Below are 26,597 nucleotides of genomic sequence, written 5' to 3'. Positions count from 1 at the left end.
AAAACAAAATGGAAAAAACAATTGCAATTAACGCCGGAAGCTCATCACTGAAATTCCAATTATACGATATGCCATCTGAACGAGTTATTACAGCAGGTATTGTAGAAAGAATTGGTTTAAAAGATTCTATTTTTACAATTACTGTAGACGGAGAAAAAATCAAAGAAGTGGTTGATATTCCTGACCATGAAATCGCTGTGCAAATGCTACTCGAAAAATTAATTAATCATAAAGTCATCGGTTCTTATGATGAAATTACAGGAATTGGTCACCGTGTGGTTCACGGCGGCGAAAGATTCCCTGAGTCCGTTTATATTGACGATGAAGTGATTAAAGATATCGAAGCATTATCCGAACTTGCGCCACTTCATAATCCAGCTAATGTTACTGGAATTAAAGCATTCCGTAAAATCTTACCTGATGTTGTTTCGGTTGCCGTTTTTGATACAGCCTTCCATCAAACAATGCCGCCTGCAAGTTATTTATACAGCTTGCCATACAGATACTATGAAGATTATGGTATCCGTAAATATGGGTTTCATGGTACAAGCCATAAATACGTATCTGAACGTGCGGCAGAACTTTTAGGTCGTCCAGTTGAAGAATTGCGTTTACTTACTTGTCACCTTGGTAATGGTGCTAGTATTGCTGCAATTGAAGGCGGAAAATCAATGGATACTTCCATGGGATTCACACCACTTGCTGGCGTTTCAATGGGAACTCGTTCTGGTAATATTGACCCGGCACTTATTCCGTTTATCATGGAAAAAACTGGTAAAACTGCAGAACAAGTATTAGATGTCTTGAATAAAGAATCTGGTATGCTTGGTGTATCTGGTATTTCTAGTGACCTTCGTGATCTTGAAGATGAAGCAGCAAAAGGAAATGATCGTGCCGAACTTGCACTTCAAGTATTTGTTGATCGTATCCATAAGTATATTGGTTCTTATGCAGCTAGGATGAACGGTGTAGATGCCATTATTTTCACAGCAGGTATTGGTGAAAATAGTTCCTTTATCCGTGAAAAAGTACTCCGAGGTTTAGAATTTATGGGTGTATACTGGGATCCAGCACTTAATCAAGTGCGCGGTGAAGAAAGATTCCTTAACTACCCACACTCCCCAGTAAAAGTTATCATTATTCCAACAAACGAAGAATTAATGATTGCTCGTGATGTGGAAACAATCAAAAATAATCGCTAAAAAGCAATTTTTAGTCTTATAAAAAAGAACGTCCCTTCTATTTGGAAAGGGCGTTCTTTTTTTGACAATTTAGTTAGGCCATAAACTAGGGTTTGAGTAGTAGGCATCTAAATCGTCGCTAAACCATCTGCCGTTTAAGACTTGATGAACTATTTGATTTTTAGCTACATCAGAAATACTAGCATCTGCTTCGATACGTTCAATAATAGCTTGATTTGTATCGGTTTCTTTTTTCATTTCAATTTGAGCTTGGTTGTCATTAGCATCTAAAATCAGGCTACTTGGATTGTTATTGCTCCACGCAGTCCATTTCGTTAAGTTATCTCCATTTGGGTTTCCATCATGCAAGAAATTTTTTAGATAGGCGCGGAATTGTTCTTGTAAATCTTTTGCACCGGGTAACTGATAGGATTCTGCCATGGTCGACAAATACGTCTGATTGTTACTATCTAAGAAGGGGATAAACACACCATGATAAGCGCCAACAAGGCTCATATCAGTAGTTGTTTTTAAATTTGTTCCAAACGGCATTTTCGTATTGTAAATTGGTGCATCATAATTTTGCGACATTTTTTCAGCAGATAACTCTGTATTAAATAGAGAATAAAAATCACTACCGTATTGTTTGGCAAAATGAAACTCTGCAAGTTTTTCAGAATCTTTTAGAATATCTCCACTAGCAATACTTTCTGCAAAGTAAGGGTCTCCCATTGCGAAAAAGGAGAATTCACTTGTACCGGATAACATGATTAAAGGGACGTTATTATAGTCTTTTGTATCAAAACCATCTTTGGGAAGGACAGTTCCATCAGTGTACAAGTGAGGGAAGGCACTCATTCGAATGGAAGCATTTCCCATTAACTTGCTTAATCTTTCAGCGGAAAGACCATACAAATAATCACGAACTTCTTTTTTATCTTCTTGTAACCAAGTGTAAGCTTCATCTTCGGTTGCTTTCACACCGTCTTCTACAACGAGGGGCGCAATTGCTTTGGCGAAAACTTTTACGCTGTCATCTGGGTCAGCAACAGTCATTCCACCACTAAAGGCGATTGCTTTTTGATATTTATCTTTAAAAATGGGAGAAGTGAGTGATGCCATTACATCTCTACCACCTGCAGAAAAACCTGTGAACGTAATGTTATCTGGATCTCCGCCAAAAGCTTCGATATTTTCTTTAACCCAATCAAGTGACTTTGCCATATCAAGTAAAGCATAATTACCTGAATCTTCTAGTTTATCACCTGTGTTGAGGGCTGGTAGTGGATTAAAACCAAGTGCTCCAAGACGATAATCAACGGAGATGAAAATGGTATTTAAATCTTTTACAAAAGCTTCTCCGCCAATTTCGGTTGCACTGCCAACTTGGTTGTTCCCGCCGTGGATGTAAACCATAACTGGTAATTTTTTCTCAGAAGTATCTGGACGATAAATGTTCATGTTCAGGCTTTCTTCGTTTCCTGTTACACCATCTTGGGTTGTTTGAATAAAAACCTCTTTATCTTTTGTTGCGTCCATTGTCCCTTCATATTTTGCAGGACTTTCTGGTTTTTTCCAGCGCAAATCTTTTACTGGCGCCTTGGCATAAGGAACACCCTTCCAAACTAAAACGCTTTCATTTTTATCCTTATAACCTTTCACCTCTCCATATTTAGTAGTTACTGTTACCCCTTTTTTGTAAACTAAACTATCTTTTTTTGTGTTTTGATTGGCTCCACACCCAGCGATTATAAGCAAACAACCAACTAACATTAACAACATCCACTTTTTCATTTTCCCACTCCTTATAATTAAATTAGCTAATAAAAAACCTGAAACAAACGCGCACTTAAAAAGTACGAGTTTGTTTCAGGTTATGCCCAAAAGGTTACATTCCTTTAACAAAATAGAAGATGACTTAAATATAGCATGGAATTCGATAAAAACAATACGAACTAAATAAAATTTACTTAATTGCCACATTTGGATTTTTTTATGTTTATTTGATACGTTATAATCATGTTTACATTTCTATATTGGGACAAAAAAACAGACGCTTTTCAAAGAAAGCGCCTGTTTTATCATGTCAACTTATTTTTCATCTTTGTAATCTGGTACATCATTGCGGACAACTAGTACGTCACAAGGGGAGTGGCGAATGATATATTCGGATACACTACCAATCAATAAACGTTCTACCGCGTTTAGACCTGTAGCGCCACACATGATTAAGTCAGCTTGGAATGCTTTTGCTGCTTCTTTTGTAATAGCCGTTTTTGGTGAACCATATTCAATATAGCTTTCGACTTTTGTTACACCTGCTTTTAAAGCATCTTCTTTGTAACCACTAAGTAACTCATCCGCATATTCTGTAGCTTTGTCAGCCATGCTTGTATCATAATTAGCTACAGATGAAAAAGCACGAGTGTCAATAACATGTACAAGACCAAGCGCTGCATCATTACGATTAGCGACCTGAATGGCTTTTTGGAATGCTCTTTCTGCTTCTTTGGACCCGTCGACTGCGACTAAAACTCTTTCGTATTGTTGTAACATAATAATTCCTCCAATCAAAAATATGTATCTTCTATATTTATATTTTACCCTTTTTTTCATAAAAGAACCATTAATTGGAAAATAAATTACGATTCTGAATTAGTTTTTGTTTTTTACCATTCTTTTGTGTGAATTTAGATTAGTTTTTTTTACAACTTAGGTATATTGTGTTAGCATGATGATGTAGAATTTTTTTGATAGTCTATAATACCTATGCCAAGGAGAGTGATTTTCATGTTAATCGGCGTACCAAAAGAGATAAAAAATAACGAGAATAGGGTGGCGATGACTCCGGCCAGCGTTTTTTCCTATGTGAATGCAGGACACACTGTTTACGTGGAAAAGGGTGCGGGTATCGGGTCTAATTATCAAGATGCTGATTTTGTACAAGCGGGAGCAAAAATTGTTGAAACAGCTAAAGAAGCTTGGTATGTTGATATGGTTGTGAAAGTAAAAGAACCAATAGCATCCGAGTATACATATTTCAAAGAAGACTTGTTACTTTTCACCTATTTACATTTGGCTAATGAACCAACACTTGCAGAGGCATTAATGCAAAGTAAAGTAAATAGTGTAGCTTATGAAACAGTGGAGCTTGCCGATCACACATTACCGCTACTTTCGCCAATGAGTGAAGTTGCTGGACGAATGGCGGCTCAAATTGGTGCGCAATTTTTACAAAGAACAAATGGTGGCATGGGTGTGTTACTTGGTGGAGTACCTGGTGTGGAGAAGAGTGAAGTAGTTATTATTGGAGGCGGAATTGCTGGAACAAATGCAGCTAAAATTGCGACAGGCCTCGGAGCTAATGTTACTATTCTTGATAAGAATTTAAATCGGCTTCGCGAACTGGAGGATATTTTTGGCAATCAAGTGCAAACATTAATGTCGAATGATTTTAATATTGAAACAGCAGTGAAAAAGGCGGATTTAGTTATTGGAGCGGTATTAATCCCAGGAGCAAAAGCACCAAAACTAGTTAAAGAGCATGTCATCAAACAAATGATTCCAGGGTCAGTACTTGTGGATATTGCTATTGATCAAGGTGGTATTTTTGAAACAACAGATCATGTTTCGACCCACGATAATCCAACCTATGAAAAATACGGTGTGCTTCATTATGCGGTCGCAAATATGCCGGGAGCAGTTCCGCGGACATCTACTTTAGCCCTCACCAATGCTACTTTACCATTTGGGTTAAAACTTGCAAATGAAGGCTTAGAAGCGGCAGTGAAAAAAGACCCATTCTTACGTCGTGGACTAAATACTTATCAAGGACATATTACGTATCAAGCTGTTGCTGATTCTCTAGGGTTAGCTTACAAAGACAGCAAGGAATTAATTTAATAAAAAGCAACTAGGATAAAACTAAATTTAACAATAAAAATTTGGAAGCAAATAAGCAGAAATCATTGTATAAAGCCATTTTTAAAATGGAATATACAAGATTCCTGCTTATTTTTCAGTTTAAAGCTTCTTTTTTACTATTGGATAACTTGCAATGTTTTTGGGAATTCTGTTAGTACTTGTACGCCATCTTTGGTTACAACAAGATCATCTTCTATACGAACACCAGCAACACCTGGAACATAAATACCTGGTTCGATGGTAAATACCATATTTTCTTGTAGTTTCATGTTGTTTGTTTCGGTAATAGAAGGGAACTCGTGAACACTAGCGCCAAGGCCGTGACCAAGACGATGCGGGAAATAATCCCCATAACCAGCCTCGCGAATAATGTTTCTAGCAGTTAAATCAATTTCGCTTGCTTTCACTCCGGCTTTTACCTTTTTCACTGCAGTAACTTGTGCTTCTAGAACGGTTTCATAAATCTTTTTCTGCTCATCGGAAATGTCACCAAAAGCAACTGTTCGCGTAATGTCTGAGCAATAACCTTTGTGGACAACGCCTAAATCAAATAAAACTAAATCACCTTTTTTGATTTTCGTTTCACCAGGAGTACCATGTGGTAGGGCACCATTTTTTCCAGTAAGCACCATGGTATCAAAAGACATTGCTGTTACGCCTTTTTTCTTCATTTCATATTCAATTTTCGCGACGATTTCGGCTTCTGTTTTACCTTCTGCAATTTCATCAACGCCAACTTGTACTGCATAATCAGCAAGTAAGGCGGCTTCTTTTAAAATCTTTAATTCGGTTTCTGTTTTAATAAGGCGAATTTGTTCAATTTTATGTTCAATCGGAATGAAAGAGCTACCATCGAATAGCCCGGAGAGTTGTTCGTAACGGTCCACGCTCATATGTTTCTTTTCGATGGCAAATTTACTTGGTTTGGCTATACGTTTTTTTATTTCAGCCGCAATGATGGTGAAGGGGTTCTCCGTGTCATTATATCCATATGCTGGATGGCACCAATCGCCTCCACGAACATCTTCTACTTCTAAAGCCGGTGTAAAAAGAAATGGTTCGCTTTCTGGGAAAATGGCTAATCCAAGTACACGCTCATGTGGTTCACTATGGTAGCCAGAAAAATAAGCAATATTCTCTGGGTCCGTCAAAAATGCTACCTCAGCATCTTGGTCTTTCAACCAATTTTGTAGGACATCGATATTTTTTTCCATTATTGTACCTTCTTTCCAATTGATTTCTATCCAATGATAACACGGGTTGGAAATATTTTGCTAATAAATACCTTCTAGTTTACGAGGTGTTATATATTAGTTTATAATGGGAGTGGTACAATAATACACATCGAATATTAATCGGGAAGGAAGTTTTTTAACATGAAGATTTCGTTTCATGGTCAGTCTTGTATTAAAATTATTACTGGGGATACAACTATTTTAGTTGATCCATTTATTTCCGGGAATAAAAAATGTGATTTGAAAGCAGAAGAGCAAATGCCAGATTATATTGTTCTGTCACATGGGCATGATGATCATGTTGGTGATACAGTTCAGATTGCGAAAAATGCTGGAGCAGAAGTCATTTGTAACGCGGATTTAGCTGCATTTTTAGCAGTAGAAGAAGGGCTTGAAAAAACTGCTGCGATGCATATTGGTGGGAAAAGAAAGTTTGATTTTGGTCAAGTGAAACTTACGCAAGCTTTTCATGGTTCGCAAACAGTTCGAGATGGCCGGATAATAAATTTAGGCTTTCCAACCGGAATTGTTTTTACGATAGAAGGGAAAAACATCTATTTTGCAGGAGACACTGGACTATTTTCTGATATGAAATTAATTGGAGAATTAAATCCACTCGATGTTGCCTTTTTACCAATTGGTGATAATTTTACGATGGGACCAGAAGATGCAACAATTGCAGCTCGATTTTTACAAGCAAAAATGGTTATTCCGATGCACTACAATACATTTCCGCTTATTGAACAAGATCCACATAAGTTTGTTGCCTCACTTGATACAGGGATTACTGGAAAAGTACTAGAGATTGGTGAAGGAATCGAAATCTAACAAAAAAGAAATGGGTGAACAAGTCGTGGCCACAAAACATGAACAGATTTTAAAATACATTGAAAATCTTGCGGTTGGAGAAAAAATTTCTGTGCGGAAAATCGCCAAAAATTTGTCTGTAAGTGAAGGGACTGCTTACCGAGCAATCAAAGACGCAGAAATTATTGGCTTTGTTTCTACTATTAAGCGAGTAGGGACGCTTCGGATTGAACGAAAGCAAAAAGACAGCATAGAAAAATTAACTTTTGCAGAGATTGTTAATATGATTGATGGCCAAGTACTTGGTGGTCGTGCAGGATTATATAAATCACTCAATAAGTTTGTTATCGGAGCCATGACAGTCGAAGCAATGGAACGCTACACTGATGCTGGCAATTTACTTATTGTCGGAAACCGTGTGAGTGCTCATGAACTTGCTTTGAAGCGTGGGGCAGCGGTACTTATCACTGGTGGATTTGATACAGATGATGAAGTAAAGCGCTTAGCAGATGAAAAAGAACTACCTATTTTATCTACTTCATATGATACATTTACAGTAGCAACGATGATTAATCGGGCTATTTATGACCAGTTAATCAAAAAAGAAGTTGTTTTTGTGGAGGATATTTTAACACCACTGGAAACAACCGCTTTTTTGTCAACGGCAGATAAAGTAGAAGACTGGCACAAAACGGAAGGTTCTACTGGACACAGCCGCTTTCCTGTAGTCAATCGAGCAATGCGACTAACTGGGATGGTAACGAGCAAAGATATTTTAGAAAAAAATCCAAGTATTTCCATTGAACGAGTAATGACAAAAAATCCGTTAACAGTCGGTCCTAAAATGAGTGTAGCATCCGTAGCGCATATGATGATTTGGGAAAGCATTGAAGTCATTCCGGTGGTAAAAGATGATTTAAGCTTAATTGGTATTGTCAGCCGGCAAGATATTTTAAAATCGATGCAAATGATTCAAAAACAGCCACAAGTTGGGGAAACAATTGATGACACTATTGCCAACCAACTTTCCGAAAAAGCGGATACAGGTGTAGATGCTGACTATGAATTTAAAGTTAGTCCACAAATGACCAATTCGCTAGGGACTTTGTCTTACGGCGTATTTACAGAAGTGGTTTGTGAAGTCGTTCAACAAAAATTATTTTCCATGAAAAAACGTAACGTTGCTATTGAAAATGTAACCATGTATTTTCTGAAACCTGTTCAAATGGATGCGACTATCGTGATTAAACCCCGTATTTTAGAAATGGGACGTAAAGCGGGAAAGTTAGATGTGGAACTTTATTTAGAGGGCATTTTGATTGGAAAAGCCATTGTTGCTTGTCAAATGATGGAACGCTAAACAGAAACTGAGGCGAAACAATGAAAACAGAAATTTTACAAGAAATAAAACAATTTGAAACAATTATTTTGCATCGTCATGTGCGTCCAGACCCTGATGCATACGGTTCACAAATGGGGCTTGCCGAAATTATTCGTACAAGCTTTCCAAAGAAAAAAGTGTATTCAGTTGGAAATGATGAAGTATCCTTGCAGTTCCTTGGTAAAGTGGATGAGATTACAGATGAAATTTATAAAGAGGCACTCGTTATTGTTTGTGATACGGCAAATCAAGAGCGTGTTTCAGACCAGCGCTTTAGTCTCGGTAAAAAACTAATTAAAATTGATCATCACCCGAATGATGATGCATATGGGGACTTGCTTTGGGTGAATACCAATGCTTCTTCTTGCAGCGAAATGATTGTAGACTTTTGGGAAACTTTTTCAGAAGAGCTCGAGTTAAATCAAACTGCAGCACGGCTATTATATGCGGGGATTGTAGGCGACACAGGAAGATTTCTTTATCCAAGTACGACCGAAGAAACGCTGAGATTATCTGCGCATTTAGTGACGTTTCCCTTTGATAGACCAGCACTTTACCGGGAATTATATGAACTACCGAAGAATACAGTGAAACTTTCTGGTTATATATTACAAAATTTTGTGATGGATGAAAATGGTGCTGCAACTGTTTATTTGAGTGAGGCACTTTTGAATGAATTTGAAGTTAATCCAAAAGATGCTTCTGCGCTTGTTTCGTTAGTTGAGAATGTTGAAGGGATAAAAGCTTGGATTATGTTCATTCAAGAAGGCCCAGTCTTTAGAGCACGCTTACGTTCAAAAGGCCCGGTAATTAATGAACTAGCGAAGGAATACGGCGGTGGTGGTCATCCGTTAGCATCTGGAGCTACACTTCATAACGACGAAGAAATTCAAGAAATGACTAAAAAATTGCAATTAATTTGTGCGGATAAATAGAATGAGAATAAAGTCAGATACTTACCTGGCTTTATTTTTATGTAAAAACACGAACACACTTTCTTTTTTTAGATTTAACCGATATAATGGGAAAAGAGAGTTTTGAAAGGAGAGAGGATAGTGGGATTTGTTCACTTACAAGTTGCGAGCGCATATGATTTACTTTCAAGTACTGCATCAATTGATTCGCTTGTCGCTAAAGCAAAAGAATACCATTATCCAGCCTTGGCAATTACGGATAAAAATGTGCTTTACGGTGCAGTTGAGTTTTACCAAAAATGTTTAGCGGCAGATATAAAACCAATTATTGGGATGACAGTAACAATACAAGGTTATTTAAATCCAATTAATTCCTATGAGTTGATATTAATTGCGGAAACGACTGCTGGATATCACGAGTTACTTAAAATCGCTAGTGCCATTCAAACGCGTGAAGAAGGACAAGAACTTCCGCAAAGTTGGCTACGAGCTTATAGTAGTAATCTCATCGCGATTTCGCCAGGTGCCAAAGGGGAAGTGGAGCGGCTACTTATGGAAGAAAATCAGGACGGGGCGTTAGAAGCCTACCAAAATTTAGTCACTATTTTTGGAGAGAATTCTGTTTATTTGTCGTTACAAAAAGAAAACCCTCGCCTTTTCGCAAAAATCCAAACGTTTTGTGCGGAAGAAAACATTCGTGCAGTAGCAACGAAGGATGTACAATATATTGAACCAAAAGATGCGCAGGCAAAAGAAGTTTTGACGGCCATTCGAGATAATCGTACGGTTGATTGGACAACGCTACCACTTGCAGGTCCGAATTACTTTACTTCGCAGGAAGAAATGGAGCGAGAGTGGCAAAACGATTTTGAAAAAACAGCTTGTGAGGAAACTGGCAAATTAGCAGATCGTTGCCAAGTGAAAATCGCTCTTGATCAACATTTATTGCCACGTTTCCCTTTGGAAGCTAAGCAAAAGGCGTCGGAGTTTTTACGACAAACGGCCTATGCTGGATTAGAAGAGCGAGGATTAATGGCACCAGAATATCAAGAACGTTTGGATTATGAGTTAAAAGTAATCACAGAAATGGGATTTGCAGATTATTTTCTTATCGTTTGGGATGTTATTCGTTATTCTAGAGAGGTCGGAATTTTAACAGGCCCTGGTCGTGGCTCGGCAGCGGGATCGTTAGTTTCTTTTGTGTTAAGAATTACCGATGTTGATCCGATTAAATATAACTTGCTATTTGAGCGTTTTTTAAATCCAGAGCGAATCACCATGCCAGATATTGACTTGGATTTTCCAGATAATCGTCGTGATGAAGTAATTTCTTATGTTGTATCAAAATACGGGGAAGCACATGTGGCACAAATTGGTACATTTGGTACGCTTGCAGCAAAAGCAGCGATTCGTGATACGGCAAGGAGTTTTGGTCTGAATTCCGTGCTTTTATCTGAATGGTCTAAACTTATCCCAAGCCAATTAGGGATTACTTTACACAAAGCGATTCAAGAAAATCCGCGGCTAGAAAACCATATAAAAAGTTCGAAAGTAAATGAAATGATATGGGAAGTAGCCTGTCAGCTAGAAGGGTTACCGCGCCATATTTCCACCCATGCAGCCGGAATTGTCATTAGTGATAAACCGCTTGTTGAACAAGTCGCTCTGCAATTAGGTAGTGGCGATGCACGCTTAACTCAGTTTGCCATGGGAGAATTAGAAAAAATCGGCTTACTTAAAATGGACTTTCTTGGACTTAGAAATTTAAGTTTACTTGATCGTGTGTTAAAGTCGGTCAACTATACCCGAGAAAAGCCGTTAACTTTGGCAGATATTTCACTAGAAGATGAAAAAACGTTAAAATTATTCCAAACTGGGGATACCACAGGTGTTTTTCAGTTTGAATCTGATGGAATTCGTCGTGTACTTCGAAAGTTAAAACCAACCTCTTTTGAAGATATTGTTGCAGTAGATGCGCTTTATCGTCCAGGCCCAATGGAGCAAATTGATACATTTATTGCTAGAAAGCATGGGAAAGAAGCGATACAATACCCGCATCCTGATTTGGCGCCGATTTTAGAAGTGACATATGGCGTTATCGTTTATCAAGAACAAATTATTCAAGTTGCTAACCAAATGGCTGGATTTTCACTTGGCGAGGCAGATTTATTACGTCGTGCAGTAAGTAAGAAAAAAGCAGATGTGCTACAGGAAGAACGTATTCATTTTGTGGAAGGGGCGAGAAGTAAAGGTTATTCTGAAAGTAGCGCCAATCAAGTCTATGATATGATTGTGCAATTTGCAAATTATGGATTTAACCGGAGTCATGCCGCCGCATATTCCAAAATTGCCTTTCAATTAGCTTACCTTAAAGCAAACTACCCAGCAGCGTTTATGTCTTCCTTACTAAGTTCTGTTTTCGGAAATGACGATAAGATTGCCCAATATATTACCGAAGCAAAAAATTATGGTATTCATATGTTAGCGCCAAGTATTAATCATAGTAATTATTATTTCCAAATGGAAAGCGAAACATCTATCCGCTATAGTTTTCGTGTTATTCGGAAAGTACCAACCAAATTCGTTCTCGAAATTATCAACGAACGAAAAAAAGCGCCTTTTCAAGACTTCTTTGATTTTTGTGAAAGAATGCCACATAAAATGCTGTCAGAAACGGTATTAGAAGCGTTAGTTTTATCCGGATGTTTTGATGAGTTCGGAGAAGACCGAGCAACTATTTTAGCAACGATTGATGCAGTACTGCAATACATTTCTCTTCTGGGTGAAGATTCTAAAGGGATGAATCTTTTTGCAGAAGACGATGATTTCTTGAAGAAAATGAAACCACGTTACCGGAAAACTGCGCCCATTTCGATAGATGAAAAATTAGAAAAGGAAAAACTATATACAGGTCAATACGTGTCTGCGCATCCGGTATCATACTATCAAACAAAATTACAAAATTTGACTATTACTAGACTTGCGAATATTAGTTCCGGAAAAATGTATCAAGTAGCTGTTTATATCCATGAAGTAAAATCTATTAGGACCAAAAAAGGCGAAACAATGTGTTTTATGACTATCAGTGATGATACGAAAGAATTAAGCGCTGTGATGTTTCCAGAAAGCTATCGCAAGTACGCTTCGCTTGCTCAAAAAGGAGAAATTCTTTTCCTGCATGTCAAAGCAGACAAAAGAAACGGAGAACTTCAACTAATTGTCAACCAAGCAGAAGATTTAAAAAAAGTGAAAGCTCCTGCAAGGCTATTTATCAAATTAACAGAACCAACGCAAATGGAACAAATAAGACCTATTTTGGTACAATTTAAAGGGAAGTCAAAGGTCATTATCCATCATGCCCTGACTAAGCAAACAACCGAATTAAAAAATATTCAAGTTTCGCCTTCAAATGAATTACAAGAGGCGCTAGTAGAGCTTCTTGGGAAAGAGAATGTTGTGTTTAAGTAATCTTAGACTTTCTATATTTATAGAAAGTATGTTATAGTTTAACGTGGGAAACGATATTGCGCAGTCTGTCCAATGATTATTCGGACGGACTGGCATTTTGTCTTCTTATGGGAAAATGCGGTCAAAAATATGTTTCATGTCTTTATATTTTTTCATTTTATAACATTCAAAAACCGTTAATACCACAATAGAAAGCGTAAATGGGGAGGGTTATCCTTGCTAGGAGACTTGTTTACAAAACCAAAAAAGAGAAAATATGCCACAATTCCTTCCGATGGTACGAAAGCGGATGTTCCGGAAGGTATTATGACAAAATGTCCAGAATGTAAAAAAATAATGTATACCAAAGAATTGCAAAAAAACTTGATGGTATGCAATTATTGTGGTTTTCATCATCCAATTGGGGCAAAAGTAAGAATTGATATGCTTGTTGATGAAGATTCTTTTGAAGAACTCGATGCTAATTTAACTACAGCCAATCCACTTGGTTTTGAAAATTATATGGATCGAATCGACAAAGATAAGCAAAAAACAGGTTTGAATGAAGCAATTGTTACTGGCCATGCGACAATGGATGGAAATCCGCTAGTTATTGCTGTGATGGACTCTCGCTTTAGAATGGCGAGCATGGGCTCTGTCGTTGGCGAAAAAATTCTTCGTGCAGTAGAAGAAGCAGATAAGACAAAGAAACCTTTTGTTATATTTACTGCTTCAGGTGGCGCTCGGATGCAAGAAGGGATGATTTCTCTTATGCAAATGGCAAAAACCTCAGCAGCATTCAAACGGTTTAGCAATCATGGTGGATTAGTAATCACCGTAATGACCCACCCGACAACTGGGGGAGTCTCTGCTAGTTTTGCTTCTCTTGGCGATTATAATTTTGCAGAACCCGGAGCACTTATCGGTTTCGCTGGACGCCGAGTGATTGAACAAACTGTCCGGGAAGAGCTACCAGAAGACTTCCAAACATCTGAATTTTTGCTTAAACATGGGCAATTAGATGATTGTATTTCGCGGCTTGATTTGCAAAATAAATTAAGTTTTATTTTAAAAATCCACGTGAAAACACCTGAACCAGGAGGTGAATCCGATGCCGAATGAAATGGAATTTGAAAAGCCCATTTTAGAATTAAAAAGTAAAATTGCCGATTTAAAAGAATACAACGAAACTTCCGATGTCGATTTATCGAATGAAATCGAAAAGTTAGAAAAACGGCTAGCTAAATTAGAAGCGAGCATTTACAGTAATATGACTGCATGGGATAAGTTCCAAGTTGCCCGCCATCCAGAACGGCCTACCACGCTAGATTACATTCCGCTTTTATTTGAAGATTTCATGGAACTTCATGGTGACCGTGCATTTGGTGATGATGCAGCTATCGTTGGTGGAATTGCGACATTCAAGGGTACTCCTGTTACTGTCATTGGGCATCAACGTGGTAAAGATACAAAAGATAATTTGCATCGTAATTTTGGAATGCCACATCCAGAAGGTTTCCGTAAAGCACTTCGCTTGATGAAACAAGCAGATAAATTTGGTCGACCAATTATTTGTTTTATTGATACAAAAGGAGCCTATCCTGGCCGTGCAGCTGAAGAACGTGGGCAAAGTGAAGCAATTGCTAGAAACCTTTACGAAATGAGCGATATGAAAGTACCAATCATTTCTATAGTTATTGGTGAAGGTGGTAGCGGTGGGGCACTTGCTTTAGGTGTCGGTAATCAGATATTTATGCTGGAAAATGCGGTTTTCTCAGTTATATCACCAGAAGGAGCAGCGGCGATTTTATGGAAAGATGCAGGTCAAGCAAAAAAAGCAGCTGAATCTATGCGCATCACAGCGGGAGATTTGTACGAGCTCCATATTACAGATGGAATTATTCCAGAAGTCAAAGGTGGAGCACATCGCGACTTAGCTGCACAAGCAGAAGAAATTAATAAAACCATTACCAAATCGTTACATGCTTTAATGGCATTTTCCGAGGAGCAATTAATCGAGCAGCGTTATGAAAAATTTAAGAAAATCGGCGTGTACGAAACTTTATAAAGCACGAAAAGAAGAAGATTTCCTCCACTTAGGGAATCTTCTTCTTTGGTATATACCGAAATGAATAAAGAAAAGTTTATTACTTCACAAGTATAGACCAATTATTTTGTTTTAACTGTATATAGCTATTTATTTGCAATAATCGGATAGACCGATATGAGAATGGAAATACAGTTGCTTCTATTAGCGAAAAAAGTGTCTTATTGGCGCTTTCCATTTAACTCTTTTTCATGTAGAATAAACACATGTGATGAAAAACAATATCATTGTCTGAGGTGGTAAGTAAAATGAAACGAATTGCAATTTTAACAAGTGGAGGAGACGCTCCAGGTATGAATGCAGCCACTCGTGCTGTTGTACGTAAAGCGATCTATGAAGGACTTGAAGTTTATGGTATTAACTATGGCTTTTTAGGTTTGGTTAATGGTGATATCCATAAATTAGAGTTAGGTTCTGTTGGTGATATACTTCATCGTGGAGGAACATTCCTTTATTCTGCAAGATATCCTGAATTTGCTACAGAAGAAGGACAACTTAAAGGAATTGAACAACTGAAAAAACATCAAATCGACGGCTTAGTTGTTATCGGTGGAGATGGCTCTTACCACGGAGCAGAAGCACTTACAAAGCGTGGTTTTCCAACTATTGGTATTCCAGGAACGATTGATAATGATATTTCTGGTACTGATTTCACCATTGGTTTTGATACTGCACTAAATACTGTTTTAGATGCATTAGATAAAATCCGTGATACAGCAACAAGTCATGAACGTACTTTTATTATTGAAGTAATGGGTCGTGATGCCGGGGATATCGCACTTTGGTCTGGTCTTGGTGGCGGCGCTGAAGCTATCATCGTACCTGAACAAGAATTCAATATGGATGATATCGTGGATCGTTTAAACAAAGGTCGTGAACGTGGTAAAAAACATAGCATTATCGTCGTTGCAGAAGGTGTTATGTCAGGAAATGAATTTGCTAAACAATTAGCTGAATATGGCGACTATCATGCACGTGTGACTGTTTTAGGACATGTTCAACGTGGTGGAAGCCCAACTGCATTTGATCGTGTGCTGGCAAGCCGTCTTGGCGCGCATGCGGTAGAATTATTATTAGAAAATCGTGGTGGTTTAGCTGTAGGAATCCGCGAAAATCGTATTGTCGAAAATAATATTGGTGAAATTTTGAAAGAAAAGCATGTTTGTGATAAACAACTGTTTGATCTTGCTTCTATTTTGTCGATTTAAAACGGCTGAAGAGCTGGCTGCCATGACAAAGCATGGTAGCCTTTCTTTGTGAAAAATTTTAGTCACGTATTAAAATAAACTTTATGAAAAAAAGAAGTAAATTGCTGAGTAAGCATGCTGTAGCAATCTAGAAAACGTTTTCCTGTTATCGTTACCATGCTAGGGGATTGTACTTTTATTCACAAACTTACTTGTAATACATGGTTGTTACTGGTAAAATGTGGAAGATATGTTTATAATAAATACGAATGAATAGCTAAGTTCTAGGAGGAGTAATAACATGAAAAAAACGAAAATTGTTTGTACAATTGGTCCTGCAAGTGAGTCAGTTGATACATTAGTTCAATTGATTGAAGCAGGAATGAACGTAGCACGTCTTAATTTCTCTCACGGAGATTTTGAAGAGCACGGTGCACGTATTGTCAACATCCGTGAAGCATCTAAAATTACTGGGAAACAAGTAGCTATCTTACTTGATACAAAAGGTCCAGAAATCCGCACAAACGACATGGTTGGCGGAAAATTAGAATTCCAAACAGGTGATGTGGTACGCGTTGCCATGACTCCTGTTGAAGGAACAAAAGAAAAATTCTCAGTAACATACGGAGAACTTTTTGACGATGTAGAAATTGGTTCTTCTATTTTACTTGATGACGGATTAATTGGTCTTGAAGTAATCGAAAAAGATGAAACTAATCGCGAACTAGTAACAAAAGTACTTAACCCGGGTGTACTTAAAAATAAAAAAGGTGTTAACGTACCGAATGTTTCTATTAACCTACCAGGAATCACAGAAAAAGACGCTGCTGATATCCGCTTTGGTTTAGAACAAGGTATCGATTTCATCGCGGCATCTTTTGTACGTCGTGCAACAGATGTACTTGAAATCACTAAAATTTTGGAAGAGCATAATGCAACTCATGTGCAAATCATTCCTAAAATCGAAAACCAAGAAGGCGTTGACAACATCGACGAAATCTTGCAAGTATCTCAAGGCCTAATGGTTGCTCGTGGTGACCTTGGTGTGGAAATTCCAGCTGAAGAAGTTCCAATTGTACAAAAAGAACTTATCAGAAAATGTAACAAGCTTGGAAAACCTGTTATCACTGCAACACAAATGCTTGATTCCATGCAACGTAACCCACGTCCAACTCGCGCTGAAGCAAGTGACGTAGCAAATGCGATTTTTGATGGAACGGATGCAATTATGTTATCAGGTGAAACAGCTGCCGGTGATTATCCAGTAGAAGCAGTTAAAATGATGGCCAAAATCGCTGTTCGTACAGAAGAAGTATTAGTTGCTCAAGACAAATTTGCACTTAAACTTCATGAAAATACAGACATGACAGAAGCAATTGGTCAAGCTGTTGGACATACTGCGAAAAACTTAAACGTACAAACCATTGTTGCAGCGACTCAAAGTGGTCACACTGCTCGGATGATTTCTAAATACCGTCCAAAATCTCATATCGTTGCTGTAACATTCAACGAACATGTATATCGTGGTTTAGCACTTTCATGGGGAGTTTATCCTCGCTTAGCTACTCCAGTTAGCAATACAGATGAAATGTTCGACCTAGCAGTAAAAGAATCACTTGCTTCTGGTGTTGCGAAACAAGGTGATCTAATCATTATTACAGCGGGTGTTCCAGTTACAGAAAGTGGAACTACAAACGTAATGAAAATCCAATTAATTGGTGAAAAAGTAGTTAAAGGCCAAGGAATTGGTAGCAAATCTGTAATTGGTAAAGCGATTGTTGCAAAATCCAATGCAGAAGCACTTCAAAAAGCAGAAGAAGGCGGAATCTTAATTGTTAAAACAACAGACAAAGAAATCCTTCCTGCATTTGAAAAAAGTGCAGCAGTAGTTGTAGAAGAAGGTGGATTAACTAGCCATGCAGCAGTTGTTGGAATCAACCTTGGAATTCCTGTAATCGTTGGAGCTAAAGATGCTACCTCTCTTGTAAAAGATGGTGAAATTATCACTGTTGATTCTCGTCAAGGTGTAGTATACAACGGTAAAACAGCAACTCACTAAAAATTTAGCTTTCTAAAAGCGTCCCGCATCCGGGACGCTTTTTTTATGTGCGCTGTTTTATTTTTCGATTATGCCAAAATAGGTTATAATAGACAGTAAGCATTGGAGTTGATTTTATGAGAAAATTTATCCTTTATTGGGCCTTATATGGTTTAATAGAATTAATTGTTTACGTGTGGCTCTTCCAAGTAATCGGTTTTTGGTCACTTCTTATTATCCAAGTTGCTTCAACGGCTTTTGGAATCTTTATTATCAAACGTCTAGGTGGCAATTTATTCCGAAATTTGCGTGATGGGCGCACAGTAGCACCATATTTATTAGATAGTATCTGCTTTTTTATTGCTGGATTTTTACTGGTTATTCCAGGGATTATCACAACCATACTTGGACTACTCCTATTTATCCCATTTTCTCGCAAAATATTAAAGCCAAGAATAACCAAATGGCTTGGAAACCCAAAAAAACATACCCAATATTATTATTTTGATATGTAATGATAAACCTCTATGGGAAGGGCTTTCTTTCTGTAGAGGTTTCATTGAAAAAGGTAATAGATTTTTCTTATGATGTTTTAGTATTACTATAAGGTATGTTTATGATATAATTATTGTTATCTCGTTTCTAGGATTCGTGATATAGAAAGGTGACAAGCTATGTTTACAGAAAGCATGTTGTTTTTACTTCTTTTTTTACTTCTTGGGCTGATAGCGAAAAATAACTCGCTCGTTATTGCAGTAGCAGTAGTAATCGTATTAAAGCTTTTTCATGTTGATGGCAAAGTGATGGAAGTGATTCAAACTAAAGGTATCAACTGGGGAGTAACGATTATTACAATTGCTATTTTAATCCCAATTGCAACTGGTCAAATTGGCTTTAAAGATTTAATTGATTCTTTTAAATCAGCTGCTGGTTGGATTGGTCTTGGAGCTGGGATAGCTGTTTCCATTTTGGCGAAAAAAGGTGTTGGCTATATGGCCGTTGATCCACAAGTGACTGTTTCACTCGTATTCGGTACTATTTTAGCAGTAGTTCTATTCAGAGGAATTGCCGCTGGGCCGGTAATCGCTGCTGGAATTGCTTATATTGCGATGCAGATGGTTGTCTTCATAAAATAACTACATACGTAAAAATGGATAAAAGGAGGAAATAAAATGCCACTATCTAAAGGGTTGGAAAATGTATATGTTGCTGAAACGTCTATTAGCTCTATTATTGATGACATGTTAACTTATGTAGGCTATGGAATTGATGATTTAATGGAAAACAATGCTTCTTTTGAAGAAGTGATTTACTTGCTATGGCATTTACGTTTACCGAATAAAGAGGAATTTAAAAAGTTTAAATTAGAAATTCAAGAAAATATGGCCGTGTCAGAAACAATTATCTCGAGCTTAAGAATGCAAAATCATCAAAAATTACACCCCATGAGTGTTTTAAGAACGACAGTTTCGATGTTAGGTGTATTTGATACAGAAGCAGAACTGGATGATGGAGAAGCTGTTTATCGAAAAGGGCTTCGTCTCCAAGCAAAAATGCCGACAATTGTAGCTGCTTTTTCTAGAATTCGTCGTGGGCTTGATCCAATTCAACCGAGAGAAGATTTAAATATGGCAGCAAATTTTCTTTATATGATTACTGGAGAAAAAGCGGATGATTTATCTGTGGAAGCAATGAATAAAGCGCTTGTCCTTCATGCCGACCATGAATTTAATGCTTCTACTTTCACAGCACGAGTTTGTGTGGCAACGCTCTCAGATGTTTATTCAGGAGTAACGGCAGCAATTGGCGCACTCAAGGGTCCACTTCATGGTGGAGCTAATGAACGTGTTTTTGATATGTTAGAAGAAATCGATGAAGCAGGCGATGTACGTAAATATATTCAAGAAAAAATTGATACGAAACAAAAAATTATGGGATTTGGACATCGTGTCTATCGTGGTGGAGATCCACGTGCTGGACATTTGCGTGAGATGTCTCGCAAGTTAACTACAGAAAAAGGCGAGGAAAAATGGTTTGCTATTTCGACGCAAGTAGAGGAAGCTGTTTGGGAATTAAAACATTTAAAACCAAATGTCGACTTTTATTCCGCTTCTGTTTACCATGCGCTTGGAATTGATCGTGATTTATTTACGCTTGTTTTCTCTGTGAGCCGTGTGTCTGGTTGGTTGGCGCATATTTTTGAACAATATCGTGATAATCGTCTTATTCGCCCGCGTGCGATTTATGTCGGGCCTGAAAATAGAAGTTATTTGCCAGTAGAAGAGCGCATTTAATAAGAAGGAGGAACATTATTTATGAGTCAAAAAATTCAAGTAGAAAATGGTGTATTAAAAACACCAAACAATCCAGTTATTCCTTTTATTGAAGGGGACGGTACTGGGCCAGACATTTGGGCAGCAGCTAAACGAGTTCTAGATGCTGCGGTGAAAAAAGCCTACAATGGAGAAAAAGAAATTGCTTGGAAAGAAGTATTAGCTGGTGAAAAAGCTTTTAAACAAACAGGCGAATGGTTGCCACAAGATACTCTTGATACAATAGATGAATATTTGATTGCGATTAAAGGACCACTTACAACGCCTATTGGTGGAGGAATTCGTTCACTGAACGTTGCGCTTCGTCAAGAACTAGATTTATATGTCTGCTTACGACCAGTTCGTTATTTCAAAGGGGTTCCGTCTCCTGTCAAACGTCCAGAAGATACAGATATGGTTATTTTCCGCGAGAATACAGAAGATATCTATGCTGGAATCGAGTTTAAAGAAGGGAGCGATGAAGTCAAAAAATTAATCGCTTATTTAAAATCTGAATTTGGTGTGGATAAAATTCGCTTTCCAGAAACTTCTGGAATTGGAATAAAACCAATTTCTAAAGAAGGAACAGAGCGTCTCGTTCGTTCGGCTGTAGAATATGCGATTAAAGAGGGGCGTAAGTCATTAACATTAGTCCATAAAGGTAATATCATGAAGTTCACAGAAGGCGCATTTAAAAACTGGGGTTATGACTTATGCGAACGTGAATACAGCGATAAAGTATTCACTTGGAATGAATATGATCGCATTAAAGAAGCAGAAGGTACAGAAGTTGCAGATGCTAAACAAAAAGAAGCACTTGCTACTGGTAAAATTTTAGTAAAAGATTCGATTGCAGATATTTTCTTGCAGCAAATTTTAACTAGACCTGCTGAATTCGATGTAGTTGCAACGATGAATTTAAATGGTGATTATATTTCAGATGCGCTTGCTGCTCAAGTTGGCGGAATTGGTATTGCTCCTGGTGCGAACATTAATTATTTAACAGGGCACGCTATTTTTGAAGCAACACATGGTACTGCACCAAAATATGCTGGACTTGATAAAGTAAATCCATCGTCTGTTATTTTATCTGGAACCTTGCTACTTGAACATATCGGTTGGAGCGAGGCAGCTGCATTAATTAATCATTCTATGGAGAAAACCATTGCAGCTAAAACAGTAACTTATGATTTTGCGAGGTTAATGGACGGGGCATCAGAAGTGAAATGTTCGGAATTTGCGGATGAATTAATAAAAAATTTCTAAATAAAATCGAATTTAATCTTCAAAGTTAGTTTGTAATTCAGAATTAATTAATAAATATACGGATTTAAAACAAACCATTTAATCCCATTCGGATAAGTGGTTTGTTTTTATGTTCCTATGGTAAAATAGACACAAGTGAATGATAATATCGAGGAGGATATCCCTGTGAATAAATTAGTATTGATTGATGGAAATAGTATTGCGAATCGCGCTTTTTATGCGTTACCGCTTTTAAATAATGACAAAGGTGTTTACACAAATGCGGTGTACGGATTTGCCATGATGCTAATGAACGTGTTAGAAAAAGAAAAACCAAGCCATGTGTTAGTTGCGTTTGATGCTGGAAAAACAACTTTTCGTCATGCAACCTTCAAAGGCTACAAAGGCGGACGTCAAAAAACACCGAGTGAACTTTCGGAACAATTTCCGTTTATTCGTGAACTTTTAACTGCCTATGATATTCCGCAATACGAATTAGCGAACTATGAAGCCGATGATATTATCGGAACTTTAACGAAAAAAGCAGAAGCGGACGGTTTAGAAGTAGCAATAATTACCGGAGATCGTGATTTAACGCAACTTGCTTCCGATAAAACAACTGTCTACATTACGAAAAAAGGTATTGCCGATATGGAAACTAATACACCAGAAACGTTAAAAGAAAAATATAATTTAACCCCAGCACAAATCATTGATATGAAAGGGCTGATGGGTGATTCATCAGATAATATTCCTGGTATTCCCGGTGTCGGCGAAAAAACTGCTTTAAAACTTTTACATGAATTTGGTGGAAGCGTGGAAAGTGTGTTGGAACATGCGGACGAGATATCTGGGAAAAAATTAAAAGAAAAAGTCCTAGAAAACAAAGAACTAGCTATCTTAAGTAAAGAATTAGCAACCATCAACGTGGAGTCACCAATCGAATGTACGATTGAAAGTACTAAATATGACGGATACCAAACAGAAAAAGTAATTCCGCTACTGAAAGAGATGCAATTTACCACTTTATTAAAAAATATCGAGGGCGATACTCCGGAAGAAGCAAAAGAGCTAAAAGAGCTGACGTTTGAAGTTGTAACGGAACTAACAGAAAAACATTTTGGTGGCAAAACAGCGCTTTATGTGGAACTAGAAAACGACAACTACCATACAGCGAACTTTATTGGGCTTACCATTCATTCAGATAAAGGAACTTATTTTTTCACCAAAGAAACTGCCGAAAATAGTCCCGCTTTTAAAGAATGGATAGAAAGTGATGCGTCGAAAGTAGTCTATGATGCGAAAAAAACAATGGTAGCTATGCATCGCTTAGGATACGCGGTTTCTGGCATTACTTTTGATATTATGCTTGCTTCCTACTTATTGAATCCATCTGACTCGATTGATGATTTTACAAGTGTAGCCGTTCGTCATGACTATACAGAGGTGGAAACAGACGAAGCAGTATATGGAAAAGGAGCGAAACGTAGTACTCCTGAAGAAAGTATTGTCGCAGTCCACCTTGCGAGAAAAGCTGTCGCAATAGCAATCTTAGAAAAAAGACTTTTAGATGATCTCGAAAAAAATGAACAGTTAGCTTTAATGGAAGACCTAGAACTACCTTTAACTTTCGTGCTTGCTCAAATGGAAATGCAAGGTGTAAGTGTAGATACGAAGCGCTTAGAAGATATGAAAGTAGAACTAGCGGGACGTCTAAAAACACTGGAAGAATCCATTCATTCGCTTGCCGGGGAAGAATTCAATATTAATTCACCTAAACAATTAGGTGTCATTTTATTTGAAAAGCTAGGACTTCCTGCTGTAAAGAAAACAAAAACTGGTTATTCAACAGCCGCTGATGTTCTAGAGAGTTTATCTGGGAAGCATGCTATTATTGATGAAATATTGTTATACCGTCAACTTGGGAAAATCCAATCCACCTATATTGAAGGGCTTCTAAAAGTAACGGATAAAGAGACACACAAAGTGCATACACGTTTTAATCAAACATTGACACAAACGGGTCGTCTTAGCTCCGTTGATCCTAATCTACAAAATATTCCTATCCGCTTAGAAGAAGGACGAAAAATTAGACAAGTTTTTGTTCCAAGCCAGCCAGGATGGAAGATATTTTCGGCCGATTATTCGCAAGTAGAGTTACGCGTGTTGGCACATATTTCAGAAGACGAGAATTTGATTTATGCTTTTAAACACGATTACGATATTCATACAAAGACTGCAATGGACGTATTTCATGTGGAAAAAGAAGAAGTCGACTCTTTAATGAGACGCCAAGCAAAAGCAGTTAATTTTGGTATTGTATATGGTATCAGTGATTATGGACTTTCCCAAAACCTTGGTATTACTAGAAAAGATGCAAAAGACTTTATTGATCGGTATTTTGTCAGTTATCCAGCTGTAAAAGAATACATGCAAGATATAGTTCGTTTTGCGAAAGAAAAAGGATATGTGGAAACTATTTTACATCGCCGTCGTTATATTCCTGAAATCGTCAGCCGCAATTTTAATGTTCGTGGGTTTGCTGAGAGAACGGCAATGAACACGCCAATACAAGGAAGTGCAGCGGATATTATTAAAAAAGCGATGATATTAATGAGTGATCGTCTAAAATCCGAAAAATTAGAAGCCAAATTATTACTTCAAGTGCACGATGAACTTATTTTTGAAGCGCCAGAAGCAGAGATTGCCAAGCTGGAAGAAATCGTACCAGATGTGATGGAAAATGCTGTAGAGCTATCTGTACCACTTAAAGTCGATAGTGCTTTCGGAGACACTTGGTACGATGCGAAATAAATAGAGAAACGGGGAGTTTATATATGCCAGAAATGCCGGAAGTAGAAAATGTCCGCGCAACCTTACAGAATTTAGTTCCAGGTAAAAAAATTAATCAAGTGATTGTTCATGTTCCTAAAATGATTAAAAATACTCCCCCAGATGAATTTGTTCATATGTTAGTTGGTCAAGAAATGGAAGGAGTGCGCCGCCGAGGCAAATTTTTACTATTTGATTTAACAAATTGCACTATTTTGTCTCATTTACGTATGGAAGGTAAGTTCAGGCTAATGAACGAAACAGATGAAGTAAGTAAGCATACCCATATTATTTTTCATTTTGAAGATCATACTGAACTACGCTTTTTAGATGTTCGGAAATTCGGAACGATGGAAGTGACAAATAAATTCGGGGAAGCTGATACAAACTCGATAAAAAAACTCGGACCAGAGCCATTGACTCCCGCTTTTACGTTAGAAGCCTTCGCAACTGGCGTGAAAAAAACAAGCCGCGCGATAAAAACGGCTTTACTTGATCAAAAATTAGTTGCCGGAATTGGAAATATTTATGCGGATGAGATTTGTTTTGAAGCGAAAGTTCGTCCAGAAAGAGCCGCAAACTCGCTTTCTAATAAAGAAATTAAACTATTATTTGAAGCAACAAAAAGCATTATGACAGAAGCTGTTGCGCTTGGTGGTTCCACTGTAAGAACCTATGTGAATTCACAAGGCGAATTAGGGCGCTACCAAGAAAAGTTAAAAGTTTATGGAAAAACAGGCGAACCATGTGTGATTTGCGGGACACAAATAGAAAAAATCAAACTTAATGGGCGAGGAACGCATTTTTGTCCTAATTGTCAAAAATAGAAAGTGGTGGAATTATGGGGAAAACAATTGGATTAACGGGTAGTGTAGCGACGGGAAAGTCCGCTGTTAGCAAAATGATTCAAAAAGCAGGAATTCCACTTGTTGATGCTGACATAGCAGCTAGAAAAGTTGTTGAGCCGGGGACAGAAGGTTTGGCCGAAATAGTCGCTTACTTCGGACAAGAAATTTTACTTGCAGATGGCTCGTTAAATCGGCCAAAGTTAGCAGATATTATTTTTAAAAATGAAGAGAAGCGACAAAAATTAAATAAAATTACGCATCCTCGCGTGAAAGAATATATGTTAGCAGAGCAAAAACGTTATTTTGCTATGGGGGAAAAAGTGGTTTTCTTTGATATTCCGCTTTTATTCGAAAGTCATTTAGAATCACTAGTTGATCAAATAGTTGTTGTTTGGGTGACGCGGGAAACAGAATTAAAACGCTTAATGGAGCGCAATAATTTGACGAAAGAAGCTGCTCTAGCCCGAATGAATAGCCAAATGGGAATTGATGAAAAAGCTAAAAAAGCAGACTTTGTGATTAATAATAATGAGTCGCTTGAAAAGACAGAAAAACAAGTTGTGGCATTTATTGACCGTTTTGTTAACAACGAATAGCCACTCTTACTTTCACATGGTATAATGAGGCATACGAATAAACAGACAGAGTTGTTATAGAGATAGGAGTGAATTTTTGTGAGATGTCCTACTTGTAAATATAATGGTACACGTGTTGTAGACTCAAGACCAGCAGATGATGGTAATTCTATCAGACGTCGACGTGAATGTGAAAAATGCGGATTTCGCTTTACTACGTTTGAAAAGGTAGAGGAAAGTCCTTTAATAGTTGTAAAAAAAGATGGAGCAAGGGAAGAATTTGCTCGGGAAAAAGTTCGTCGTGGTTTGATTAGAGCCTGTGAAAAGCGACCAGTTAGCGCTGAACAAATTGAAGAAATTGTCAATGAAGTGGAGCGTGAACTTAGAAATATTGGTGACAGCGAAATCGCATCGGATTTAATCGGTGAAAAAGTGATGAATAAACTAGCGAATTTGGATGAAGTGGCGTACGTGCGCTTTGCATCGGTTTATCGTCAGTTTAAAGATATTAGTGTTTTTGTAGAAGAGTTAAAAGATTTAATGGAAAAAAATAAAGATAGGTGA

The 26,597-nt window shown here is 37.6% G+C and carries 21 protein-coding genes; 18 read left to right on the top strand and 3 right to left on the bottom strand.

Annotated features, from left to right (window positions below; translation table 11 throughout):
- The first annotated feature begins 8 nt into the window (after positions 1 to 8).
- Complete coding sequence (locus JL53_RS08750) at positions 9 to 1,202, top strand: acetate kinase (RefSeq protein ID WP_014092936.1); 1,194 nt, start codon at positions 9 to 11, stop codon at positions 1,200 to 1,202.
- A 69-nt stretch (positions 1,203 to 1,271) separates the two neighbouring features.
- Here the strand turns inward: JL53_RS08750 and JL53_RS08745 are convergent, their stop codons facing one another.
- Both JL53_RS08745 and JL53_RS08740 read right to left on the bottom strand, forming a co-directional pair.
- The gene (locus JL53_RS08745; RefSeq protein WP_038407412.1) at positions 1,272 to 2,975 is read right to left on the bottom strand and encodes a carboxylesterase family protein; all 1,704 of its coding nucleotides are present in this window, start codon (positions 2,973 to 2,975) and stop codon (positions 1,272 to 1,274) included.
- A 297-nt stretch (positions 2,976 to 3,272) separates the two neighbouring features.
- A complete protein-coding gene (locus tag JL53_RS08740) occupies positions 3,273 to 3,737 on the bottom strand; it encodes a universal stress protein (RefSeq protein WP_003719873.1) in 465 nt (154 codons plus the stop codon).
- A gap of 234 nt (positions 3,738 to 3,971) precedes the next feature.
- Here JL53_RS08740 and ald point away from each other — a divergent pair, with 234 nt between their 5' ends.
- Entirely contained in the window at positions 3,972 to 5,084 is a 1,113-nt protein-coding gene (gene ald, locus JL53_RS08735) for an alanine dehydrogenase (RefSeq protein WP_003719872.1), read from the top strand.
- A gap of 137 nt (positions 5,085 to 5,221) precedes the next feature.
- Here the strand turns inward: ald and JL53_RS08730 are convergent, their stop codons facing one another.
- Positions 5,222 to 6,319, bottom strand: a complete 1,098-nt coding sequence (locus JL53_RS08730; RefSeq protein WP_003719871.1) for a M24 family metallopeptidase — start codon at positions 6,317 to 6,319, stop codon at positions 5,222 to 5,224.
- Between the two features lie 162 nt (positions 6,320 to 6,481).
- On the opposite strand from JL53_RS08730, the gene JL53_RS08725 reads away from it, so the two are divergent.
- From JL53_RS08725 to nrdR, 16 genes are all read left to right on the top strand, one after another.
- The gene (locus JL53_RS08725; RefSeq protein WP_003719870.1) at positions 6,482 to 7,168 is read left to right on the top strand and encodes a metal-dependent hydrolase; all 687 of its coding nucleotides are present in this window, start codon (positions 6,482 to 6,484) and stop codon (positions 7,166 to 7,168) included.
- 25 nt (positions 7,169 to 7,193) lie between these two features.
- On the top strand, positions 7,194 to 8,507 hold the full coding sequence (gene ytoI, locus JL53_RS08720; RefSeq protein WP_038408221.1) for a CBS-HotDog domain-containing transcription factor YtoI: 1,314 nt from the start codon (positions 7,194 to 7,196) through the stop codon (positions 8,505 to 8,507).
- A 20-nt stretch (positions 8,508 to 8,527) separates the two neighbouring features.
- Positions 8,528 to 9,463, top strand: coding sequence for a DHH family phosphoesterase (locus tag JL53_RS08715; RefSeq protein ID WP_003719868.1), 936 nt, complete (start codon positions 8,528 to 8,530; stop codon positions 9,461 to 9,463).
- A 120-nt stretch (positions 9,464 to 9,583) separates the two neighbouring features.
- Positions 9,584 to 12,910, top strand: a complete 3,327-nt coding sequence (gene dnaE, locus JL53_RS08710; protein ID WP_038407410.1) for a DNA polymerase III subunit alpha — start codon at positions 9,584 to 9,586, stop codon at positions 12,908 to 12,910.
- Positions 12,911 to 13,126: 216 nt separating this feature from the next.
- A complete protein-coding gene (gene accD / locus JL53_RS08705; RefSeq protein ID WP_003719866.1) occupies positions 13,127 to 14,011 on the top strand; it encodes an acetyl-CoA carboxylase, carboxyltransferase subunit beta in 885 nt (294 codons plus the stop codon).
- Entirely contained in the window at positions 14,001 to 14,957 is a 957-nt protein-coding gene (locus tag JL53_RS08700) for an acetyl-CoA carboxylase carboxyltransferase subunit alpha (RefSeq protein ID WP_038407409.1), read from the top strand. The genes accD and JL53_RS08700 overlap by 11 nt, the downstream gene beginning before the upstream one ends.
- A 287-nt stretch (positions 14,958 to 15,244) precedes the next feature.
- Positions 15,245 to 16,204: a 6-phosphofructokinase gene (gene pfkA, locus JL53_RS08695; protein ID WP_003719864.1), complete on the top strand. Its 960-nt coding sequence runs from the start codon at positions 15,245 to 15,247 to the stop codon at positions 16,202 to 16,204.
- Between the two features lie 280 nt (positions 16,205 to 16,484).
- Positions 16,485 to 18,242, top strand: coding sequence for a pyruvate kinase (gene pyk, locus JL53_RS08690; protein ID WP_038407407.1), 1,758 nt, complete (start codon positions 16,485 to 16,487; stop codon positions 18,240 to 18,242).
- Between the two features lie 116 nt (positions 18,243 to 18,358).
- Positions 18,359 to 18,736 (top strand): FxsA family protein, encoded by a 378-nt coding sequence (locus tag JL53_RS08685; RefSeq protein ID WP_038407406.1) that lies wholly within the window; start codon positions 18,359 to 18,361, stop codon positions 18,734 to 18,736.
- A 159-nt stretch (positions 18,737 to 18,895) separates the two neighbouring features.
- Positions 18,896 to 19,357, top strand: a complete 462-nt coding sequence (locus tag JL53_RS08680; protein WP_038407404.1) for a DUF441 domain-containing protein — start codon at positions 18,896 to 18,898, stop codon at positions 19,355 to 19,357.
- A gap of 36 nt (positions 19,358 to 19,393) precedes the next feature.
- Entirely contained in the window at positions 19,394 to 20,515 is a 1,122-nt protein-coding gene (citZ, locus tag JL53_RS08675) for a citrate synthase (protein WP_038407403.1), read from the top strand.
- A 21-nt stretch (positions 20,516 to 20,536) separates the two neighbouring features.
- Complete coding sequence (gene icd / locus JL53_RS08670; RefSeq protein ID WP_003719859.1) at positions 20,537 to 21,799, top strand: NADP-dependent isocitrate dehydrogenase; 1,263 nt, start codon at positions 20,537 to 20,539, stop codon at positions 21,797 to 21,799.
- 165 nt (positions 21,800 to 21,964) lie between these two features.
- The gene (gene polA, locus JL53_RS08665) at positions 21,965 to 24,592 is read left to right on the top strand and encodes a DNA polymerase I (protein WP_038407401.1); all 2,628 of its coding nucleotides are present in this window, start codon (positions 21,965 to 21,967) and stop codon (positions 24,590 to 24,592) included.
- 23 nt (positions 24,593 to 24,615) lie between these two features.
- Positions 24,616 to 25,437: a DNA-formamidopyrimidine glycosylase gene (gene mutM, locus JL53_RS08660; protein WP_038407400.1), complete on the top strand. Its 822-nt coding sequence runs from the start codon at positions 24,616 to 24,618 to the stop codon at positions 25,435 to 25,437.
- Positions 25,438 to 25,451: 14 nt separating this feature from the next.
- On the top strand, positions 25,452 to 26,054 hold the full coding sequence (gene coaE, locus JL53_RS08655; RefSeq protein WP_038407398.1) for a dephospho-CoA kinase: 603 nt from the start codon (positions 25,452 to 25,454) through the stop codon (positions 26,052 to 26,054).
- A 78-nt stretch (positions 26,055 to 26,132) separates the two neighbouring features.
- Complete coding sequence (nrdR, locus tag JL53_RS08650; RefSeq protein ID WP_003719855.1) at positions 26,133 to 26,597, top strand: transcriptional regulator NrdR; 465 nt, start codon at positions 26,133 to 26,135, stop codon at positions 26,595 to 26,597.

The organism is Listeria ivanovii subsp. londoniensis, from assembly GCF_000763495.1.
GTDB classification, from domain to species: domain Bacteria; phylum Bacillota; class Bacilli; order Lactobacillales; family Listeriaceae; genus Listeria; species Listeria londoniensis.
The sequence above is the reverse complement of the archived record's forward strand: the minus strand, read 5'-3'. Positions and strand labels throughout refer to the sequence as shown.

Excerpts from the sequence above, each read along its gene's own strand:
- JL53_RS08680 (WP_038407404.1), top strand. The coding sequence starts at position 18,896 with ATGTTTACAGAAAGCATGTTGTTTTTACTTCTTTTTTTACTTCTTGGG.
- pyk (WP_038407407.1), top strand. The coding sequence starts at position 16,485 with ATGAAAAAAACGAAAATTGTTTGTACAATTGGTCCTGCAAGTGAGTCA.
- JL53_RS08725 (WP_003719870.1), top strand. The coding sequence starts at position 6,482 with ATGAAGATTTCGTTTCATGGTCAGTCTTGTATTAAAATTATTACTGGG.
- mutM (WP_038407400.1), top strand. The coding sequence starts at position 24,616 with ATGCCAGAAATGCCGGAAGTAGAAAATGTCCGCGCAACCTTACAGAAT.
- coaE (WP_038407398.1), top strand. The coding sequence starts at position 25,452 with ATGGGGAAAACAATTGGATTAACGGGTAGTGTAGCGACGGGAAAGTCC.
- citZ (WP_038407403.1), top strand. The coding sequence starts at position 19,394 with ATGCCACTATCTAAAGGGTTGGAAAATGTATATGTTGCTGAAACGTCT.
- JL53_RS08740 (WP_003719873.1), bottom strand. The coding sequence starts at position 3,737 with ATGTTACAACAATACGAAAGAGTTTTAGTCGCAGTCGACGGGTCCAAA.
- JL53_RS08730 (WP_003719871.1), bottom strand. The coding sequence starts at position 6,319 with ATGGAAAAAAATATCGATGTCCTACAAAATTGGTTGAAAGACCAAGAT.
- JL53_RS08745 (WP_038407412.1), bottom strand. The coding sequence starts at position 2,975 with ATGAAAAAGTGGATGTTGTTAATGTTAGTTGGTTGTTTGCTTATAATC.
- JL53_RS08685 (WP_038407406.1), top strand. The coding sequence starts at position 18,359 with ATGAGAAAATTTATCCTTTATTGGGCCTTATATGGTTTAATAGAATTA.
- JL53_RS08715 (WP_003719868.1), top strand. The coding sequence starts at position 8,528 with ATGAAAACAGAAATTTTACAAGAAATAAAACAATTTGAAACAATTATT.
- pfkA (WP_003719864.1), top strand. The coding sequence starts at position 15,245 with ATGAAACGAATTGCAATTTTAACAAGTGGAGGAGACGCTCCAGGTATG.
- icd (WP_003719859.1), top strand. The coding sequence starts at position 20,537 with ATGAGTCAAAAAATTCAAGTAGAAAATGGTGTATTAAAAACACCAAAC.
- ald (WP_003719872.1), top strand. The coding sequence starts at position 3,972 with ATGTTAATCGGCGTACCAAAAGAGATAAAAAATAACGAGAATAGGGTG.
- JL53_RS08700 (WP_038407409.1), top strand. The coding sequence starts at position 14,001 with ATGCCGAATGAAATGGAATTTGAAAAGCCCATTTTAGAATTAAAAAGT.
- JL53_RS08750 (WP_014092936.1), top strand. The coding sequence starts at position 9 with ATGGAAAAAACAATTGCAATTAACGCCGGAAGCTCATCACTGAAATTC.